General features: G+C 51.7%; 10 protein-coding genes. 5 read left to right on the forward strand and 5 right to left on the reverse strand.

Annotated features, from left to right (window positions below):
* The 3 genes from PPL9_RS32655 to PPL9_RS29720 form a co-directional block, all read right to left on the reverse strand.
* Positions 1-514 (reverse strand): hypothetical protein (locus PPL9_RS32655; RefSeq protein WP_057466081.1); only part of this gene is annotated, 514 nt, incomplete at its 3' end.
* A 110-nt stretch (positions 515-624) separates the two neighbouring features.
* Positions 625-1,296, reverse strand: a complete 672-nt coding sequence (locus PPL9_RS29715; RefSeq protein ID WP_057466082.1) for a hypothetical protein — start codon at positions 1,294-1,296, stop codon at positions 625-627.
* A gap of 352 nt (positions 1,297-1,648) precedes the next feature.
* Positions 1,649-1,918, reverse strand: coding sequence for a helix-turn-helix transcriptional regulator (locus PPL9_RS29720; protein ID WP_152986870.1), 270 nt, complete (start codon positions 1,916-1,918; stop codon positions 1,649-1,651).
* A gap of 87 nt (positions 1,919-2,005) precedes the next feature.
* Between PPL9_RS29720 and PPL9_RS29725 the strand changes: the two genes are divergently transcribed.
* From PPL9_RS29725 to PPL9_RS29745, 5 genes are all read left to right on the forward strand, one after another.
* Positions 2,006-2,248 carry a hypothetical protein gene (locus PPL9_RS29725; protein WP_057466084.1) on the forward strand — a complete coding sequence of 81 codons (243 nt, stop codon included), beginning with the start codon at positions 2,006-2,008 and terminating at the stop codon, positions 2,246-2,248.
* Between the two features lie 241 nt (positions 2,249-2,489).
* A complete protein-coding gene (locus PPL9_RS29730; protein WP_057466085.1) occupies positions 2,490-2,984 on the forward strand; it encodes a hypothetical protein in 495 nt (164 codons plus the stop codon).
* Positions 2,981-3,502 (forward strand): hypothetical protein, encoded by a 522-nt coding sequence (locus tag PPL9_RS29735; RefSeq protein WP_057466086.1) that lies wholly within the window; start codon positions 2,981-2,983, stop codon positions 3,500-3,502. The genes PPL9_RS29730 and PPL9_RS29735 overlap by 4 nt, the downstream gene beginning before the upstream one ends.
* Positions 3,499-4,698, forward strand: coding sequence for a site-specific DNA-methyltransferase (locus PPL9_RS29740; protein WP_057466087.1), 1,200 nt, complete (start codon positions 3,499-3,501; stop codon positions 4,696-4,698). The genes PPL9_RS29735 and PPL9_RS29740 overlap by 4 nt, the downstream gene beginning before the upstream one ends.
* On the forward strand, positions 4,695-6,083 hold the full coding sequence (locus tag PPL9_RS29745) for a phage Gp37/Gp68 family protein (RefSeq protein ID WP_057466088.1): 1,389 nt from the start codon (positions 4,695-4,697) through the stop codon (positions 6,081-6,083). Before PPL9_RS29740 ends, PPL9_RS29745 begins: the two co-directional genes overlap by 4 nt.
* On the opposite strand, the gene PPL9_RS29750 is transcribed toward PPL9_RS29745, so the two are convergent.
* Together PPL9_RS29750 and PPL9_RS32660 are read right to left on the reverse strand one after the other, a co-directional pair.
* Positions 6,080-6,526, reverse strand: a complete 447-nt coding sequence (locus tag PPL9_RS29750; RefSeq protein ID WP_057466089.1) for a hypothetical protein — start codon at positions 6,524-6,526, stop codon at positions 6,080-6,082. The genes PPL9_RS29745 and PPL9_RS29750 overlap by 4 nt on opposite strands.
* A gap of 12 nt (positions 6,527-6,538) precedes the next feature.
* A partial coding sequence (locus PPL9_RS32660) for a hypothetical protein (protein ID WP_057466090.1) occupies positions 6,539-6,751 on the reverse strand: 213 nt, incomplete at its 5' end.

Below are 6,751 nucleotides of genomic sequence, written 5' to 3' on the forward strand. Positions count from 1 at the left end.
AGGTCGGATTGAGCAGTGGAATTTGACTTAGAGCAGCTTGCGCGGTGGCGCCGTTCATTGGTTCTGAGTGGGGCTCTTCCAGTCTTCCGCGTGGCACTTCCAGGTCGTTCATGCTGACCCAGTTGTAGGAGAGTTTGCCGTTGTACAAGGAGAGGATGCGGGCTTGAGGGTCTTCGTCGGCGGCAAGGGCAATGGATTTGATTTCGCCGGTGGTGCGCAGGTGGCGACAGAAAACACGGTCGCCGATTTTGAAGGGCAGAAGCACTTCTTTGGATGGTTGCGAGTGTTCTACGATAAGTTGCAGAGGCTCACTCCCGTTGCGCGGATCCAGATCTGCCAGCTCGCAAACCATTTCCCTGATCTTTGTGAGTTTGATCTGGTAGGCCAGAGGTAGTGGGCTTTCGATGCAATAGCCTCTGGCCTCCAACGCAGCACCGTCTAGGGTGTTTATCGCGTCTTCGTAGGGCTGCTGCCAAGACTGGGAGTTATTTGTGCGGGTGGCTGTATTCGACATGAAAAAAAACCTCCAAAAGCGAACTGCTGATGGAGGTAAGTAAAAGCTACAAAATGTAGCTTGTCAATATCAAATGTTACAAAATGTAGCTTTTGAATTGTGTTCGCTATTCATTGCCTTACAAGCTGGACTGCTTGTGAGATTAAATGCTTGTAGTCGTCGGTTGGTTTGATGCCGATGTATTCTTTGGGGGTAGAGATTGGAGGGTAGGGGATTTGGGCTTCCTCTAGTTCAATTTCCAAGACTCTCGCAATGTGTGATTTGAGAGTGTCCTCATTCAGGAAACCCTCGTTATCAAGGTGCTGTGACCTTAGAGCTGCCCATGTGTTGATTATTTGAATGTCTTTCTCGGTGAATGAGAAGTCGTTTGCCTTTATGTCCCAGGTGACATTTGAGAATGGAATTTTATCAATGTTCAGCGTGTATCTGGCTGTAGCTACATTCATCGTGAATGGGCCGCTTTCCACTCCTTGTGCGTAGAGAAAAACGTCAATGTAGTCCAAATTAGCTTGTTGTCCTACTTCTCGGGCGATTGTTGTAGCTGCTTTGGCGCGGGCCTCTGCTGTAGATGGTGTTGCGGAGATATCGATCAAGCTAATGCGTGCGCGCCGCTGTGTGGCTGTTCCGGTGTTTCGGGCCTTGAGTAGCTGTAGAGGTATCAGTTCGTCAGAACTTAGCTCTTCTGCTTGTGCATTTTCTGTTAGGTCAGATTGCGGGTAGAAGTTGAAATAAACGAAATAGCCAAAGGCAAGAACGCCAATGAGCTTTACTAAATTTGACATTGAATCACTCCTGATTTCTACAGTGCGATGCGCAGTCTATCACGTTAAAGTTGTATTAAAAGAACGGGTGAGAAGGGCGGGTAGTTTATCGACGATTTAAGCTTTTGTGCGTGCATTTAAGTGCCTTGCATATGTTGCAGGTGCTTAATGATAGTATTGAGGTATCGGAATGTTTTCTGAAATTAGAATTGAAATCTTAACTTGTACGGCTAGGCTTACAGGACTGTCCTTGGACTATATATGTGATCTAACCATTGGGCTGTCAGATGTTGCAGCAGCAATTGTGTGTTTGAACTTGTGTCGCATTAAAGAAGTTCACTAGCGTCGAGTGAGGGGCAGCCCTCACTTTCTGTCAGGATTTTTTTGAGATGGAGTGCAGGAATGTTTGTGGCAGTCCGGCTTCTCTTCCAAGATAGATATAGTCCAGAGTGATATCGTAGGTCTCTCGAATTACATAGGCGCAGTCGAGTGATATTCTCCTGATGCCGTTTTCCCAATGATTATATCTAGTGCGATTGAAGCCGTGCTTCTCAGCGAACTCTTGCTGATTGAGACCGGTATGCTCGCGAATTTTGCGAAGTCTTTCACCGATTTCCTGAAATTGTTTTGGGGTCTTATCCATGGCCGCACTGTCGCATAAATCTACTAAATGTAGAAATTTCAAAATGTATCCTTGACAAATGCTACATTTAGTAGCTTTTTAGTGTGCATGGATACGCAAATCAAAACACTCTTTGCTGTATTGGGTCGAGCTGCACTTCGGAAGAAGTTGAAGGTAAGTGATAAAGCGCTGTCAGCTGCCTGTGCCCGCGGTATTCCCGCATCTTGGTATTTGCCAATGGTTGAGCTGGCGAAAGAGCTGGGCCGTTCTGAGCCACTTCCACCCTACTTATTCAACTGGAAGCGCCGCGATGAGAAGAAAGAGGAGGGCACTCATGTCTCTCCTCTCTAATTCTTGCCTCCCTCACGCTGAGCATAAAGCTGCGCGCAAACCGATGCGCGTTGACTGCTTCTCTCCCGCTTTCGCTTTGTTGCCGATGAGCGTTGCTCTCCATCTCTTCCAAATTCCATTTCTTTGCCTGCATCAGCTCAGCTCCGCTGCTTGGAGTGATCCATCGCGTGGATCGGGTTGTGGCAGGCAGTCTGCAAGACTGCCTGAGCGCTGTCATCGATAACTTTGAGGATTTTTTTGCATGTCCTGCTCACGTAATGTACGCACGTTGTCCTCTGCCGCCTACTCCCGGCTTACCAGCTATGCAAAGCAGCTGGTGAAACTCAATGGTGGTGTTGACGCGTCTGCTATGGTCACTCGCGTTTCTGCCAGTCAGCTTTCCCGTTATGGGAAGCTTGATGCTGATGATAGTATGCCGGTGGATGTGATTGCCGATCTGGAGCACGAGCTTTGTGACCCGTTGCTCACGCGTGTCCTTGCAAGCCTTTCAGGCTACGCACTGGTAAAGCTTCCGCGAGAGGCTGCTGAGCCTGATTGGGTTGGCAATATGGGGCAGCTTTCCAAAGAATTCTCGGATGTAGTCTCCCGCGTTGGTGAGTGCTTGAAAGATGATGGCAAGGTCTCCGCCTCGGAGATAAAGAGCCATAACTTGCGTAAGGAAATTGAAGACCTAATCAGCATCGCTGTGAAGATGGACAAGACTTGTGAAGTCATCGAGCAGGAGTCTGTTAGATGATCTACTCCCCAACAATTCGTGCAAAAATCATGGAACGCCGCAAGCGTAGGATGAGCCCGCGTGGCATCGCGAATATATACGGCTGCTCAATCGCTGATGTTGAGAACGTTATTGAGACAGAAAAGGCTGAGCGTATCGTTCTTTCCGGGGTTCCGGTGGTTGGTGGTAAAGCCTTGCACCCAGTGCAATCTCCAGTCGATACGCCTGAAGGCCAGCCTTTGAAGCTGTTTGAGAAATTGCCGGAAGACTTGAAGGAATACGCAGTTGAAGTAGCGCGTATGCTTGATGCGCCGGTTTTACGGCTCTTTACTTATAACAGCAAGAGCGAGCGCGACTTCTTCTGCCGTGGTTTCTTTTACCATGGCCTGAAATGCAAGTTTAACCTGAGCTATGATGCAATCGGTGCGTTGGTTGGCTCAGGTGGCCCTTCAGTTACACGAGCGGTGTATCGATATTGCAAGAAGGTTGGACTGCCCACTCCGGGTAAGGTGGTAACCGCTCGGAGGGCTGTGGCATGAGTGCGCCTTCCTTTGAGATTCTGGTTGGGGATGCGTTGTCTATGCTGCGTAGCTTGCCGACTGATCATTATGACTGCGTTGTAACATCGCCGCCCTACTGGGGGCTGCGGGACTATGGTGTTGAAGGGCAGATCGGGCTTGAGCCGACATTAGCCGAGCATCTCGGGCTTATGGTTGATGTGTTCGAGGAGGTGCGCCGTGTGATGAAGCCGGAGGGCACTTGCTGGATCAACTACGGTGATTGCTACGCGACCACACCTGCAGGACATAAGGCAGATAATTCAGGTCGAATTCGAACAGGTAGTGATGACCGTACCTTCACGCAAAAGCCGTTCTCTACGATTGGGCCAATCTATGATCCAGGCAAAGAACATGGAGACCGTAGAGGGGGTGCCTGCAAGCAGCGAAGCAATGAAGGGTCTAATCATTGCGGACGTGTGGTCGCGGGCGGTTACTTGAAGCCCAAGGATCTTTGCATGGTGCCAAACCGATTGGCAATCGCACTGCAAGATGCTGGTTGGTGGGTTCGCTCTGAGATCATTTGGGCAAAACCAAACCCTATGCCTGAAAGTGTAAGGGATCGTCCTGCGAATGCGCACGAAAAAATTTGGTTGGTCACCAAGTCTCCTCAGTACTTCTATGAGGCGGACAATGTTCGCCAGGGCCGGGCAGGAGATGAAGACGCGCGCGGTTTTCGTGGTGGTTATTACTCTGAAGGGCGAGCGGGTGCGAGGCAGACTGTCGGCAATACAAAAGTTCGCAAAAGAGGGCATGTAAGACCGCACGCTGGTTTTAATGCGCGTTGGGATCAAATGAGCGTTGAGGAGCAGAGAGCCAATGGCCGCAACTTGCGCAATTATGAGCCGGCGCAGCCAGAAGTTTGGAACATGGCCACGCGGCCATTCCCCGGTGCTCACTTTGCGACATTCCCACCAGAGTTGGTTGAGCGTTGCCTGAGGGCGGGATGCCCCAAAGGGGGGAAGGTGCTTGACCCGTTTGGCGGTGCGGGCACCACCGCGCTTGTGGCGCTTCGCCTTGGCTGTGAGCCAACACTGATCGAGCTGAACCCTGACTATGCTGAGCTTGCTCGCGAAAGAGTTCTTCAAGACTGGATGGGGCCAGATGAACGCAAACGCGCTGTTGCAACCCCAGATCAGGACATGGGTCCTCTATTCGATATGGAGGCGTCCGCATGACCAAGATTGAATGGACACATCCTGCCGGCTTTAAAGGCGAGACCTGGAACCCGATCGTGGGGTGTTCGGTAGCTTCCAAAGGCTGCACCAACTGTTACGCCATGAAAATGGCAGGCACGCGCCTGAAGCACACAGAGCTTTACAAGGGGCTGACTGATGAGAGCAAGGCGGGCCCGGTGTTTAACGGCAAGATGCGGTTGAATGAAAAAGCGCTTCACGCGCCGCTGAGTTGCAAAAAACCGCGCTGTTTCTTCGTCAACTCCATGGGGGATCTGTTTCACGAGTCCGTTCCTGAGGAATGGCTTGAAAAGGTGTTTGCCGTTATGGCGATGACGCCGCAGCACCGCTATTTGATCCTGACCAAACGCGCCACACGTATGCGCGAGTACTGCAACCCCATTGCAAAGCGGCGTCTAAAGGTCGCTCGCGAGGTGATGGACTATCACGTCCAGCGCGAGTGCAAGGGGCTGACCAATGAGAACCTTGATCAACTGATGCCGGTTGAGAGTGTTGGGGCGGTTGATTGCCCTGACAATATCTATTTGCGATCCTGGCCGCTGCCCAATGTGGCGCTGGGTGTTTCTGTTGAAAGTCGGGAGCTTGCAGAGGATCGGATCTTTGAGCTGCTCAACACCCGCGCCGAGATGCGTTTCCTGAGTGCTGAGCCGCTGCTAGGTTCGCTGAGCCTCACCAGGTTCAACCTGACGAAGTATGTGGAAGCGGTTACGGGGCAGGCGTTTGATCGCAGGTACTCTCCGGTCTGCTACCAGAATGCTCTGACCGGGCTTGTCACTGGTATGGATGAATACCAGGACAAGCTGGATTGGGTCATCGCTGGCGGTGAAAGTGGCGCCAAGGCCAGACCTGCACATCCGGAATGGTTCCGCGAGTTGCGGGCGCAGTGTATGGCTTCCGGTGTCCCTTTCTTTTTCAAACAATGGGGCGAGTTCAAGCCAGGCTCCGATTTTAAGTCCGACGAAAAGTCCTGGGCTGTTGCATGGGATGGGCGCACCGTGTCGCCTCCAGCACTTGCAGATGACTATCCAAAGGACGCCAGCGGTCATGATCGTTGGAGTGCGGTTCGAAAAGTTGGAAAAGCCGCAGCCGGCAATCTGCTGGATGGTGAGGTTCATCAAGCTTTCCCGAGCTGGTTCTTTGAGAACCTGGGGCGCGAGATTGGTGAATGTGAGGCCTTCAGTGTGGTTCAGGAGGAGGTGGCCTGGCTTTACGCCAACGGCGTGGAAGCAGCCGGGCTGGTTGGGCCGTGCCTTACTCAAAATGTGTGCGATGAGCTAAAGCGCAAAGGCGAACGGCGAACGGAGTCCGCCTTACGCGCTGAAGTGAAAGAGCGTCTCGATCCTTTAGAGGAGCGTGAGGGATGCTAGTTTTCTCGTGCATTCAGCATATCGCGGAAACCCCAAAGCAGCACGGCTATGCAAGCAATGGCTGGTATGGTGAGTGCATCCCCCCCTCCTGCTTCTTCAATTGCTCCAGGCACATCAACGTAGCTTGGGAAAAAGCGCCAAAGCAGAAAGCACGGGATGATAACGCTGAGGATGGTCAGGCTTCCAGTTTCAGCAAGTGTAAGATCGCCGGGCCAGATAATGCGACCAATTGCGGCACAGATCAGGCCGGGTATACCAAACGCAAATGCGACCTCGGTATAGCCATCCTGCCAGCCGAGATACGCAAGAAGGAAACCGCAGCCACCCAAAACAAAGGATGCAACGGCAAAACATCGACGTGCGATGCGAAAGAGGTTGCCGGCAGTTTGCAGAGTTTGTTGTGTTTCCTGACGAAGTCTGAGGTCTTCTTCATCCATAGACATGACGTAAGCTCCTTAGTCGATGAGACCGTAATGCTTGGCAGTGCGTTTGATTTGAATGCAATGCGTGGCGATTTTACTCGCAGAGCTTTCGTAAAGATCGTCTTTTTTGTTCTCTGTGACCATGTCCAGGTCGCCTGCGAACTCCATGTCTGCAGGGGAGACATTAGCTTCGATGAATTTTGCGATGGCCTCCTGATTATAGGTAAGTTCGCAAGCCTCTTCGGA

Source organism: Pseudovibrio sp. POLY-S9, from assembly GCF_001431305.1.
Taxonomy (GTDB): domain Bacteria; phylum Pseudomonadota; class Alphaproteobacteria; order Rhizobiales; family Stappiaceae; genus Pseudovibrio.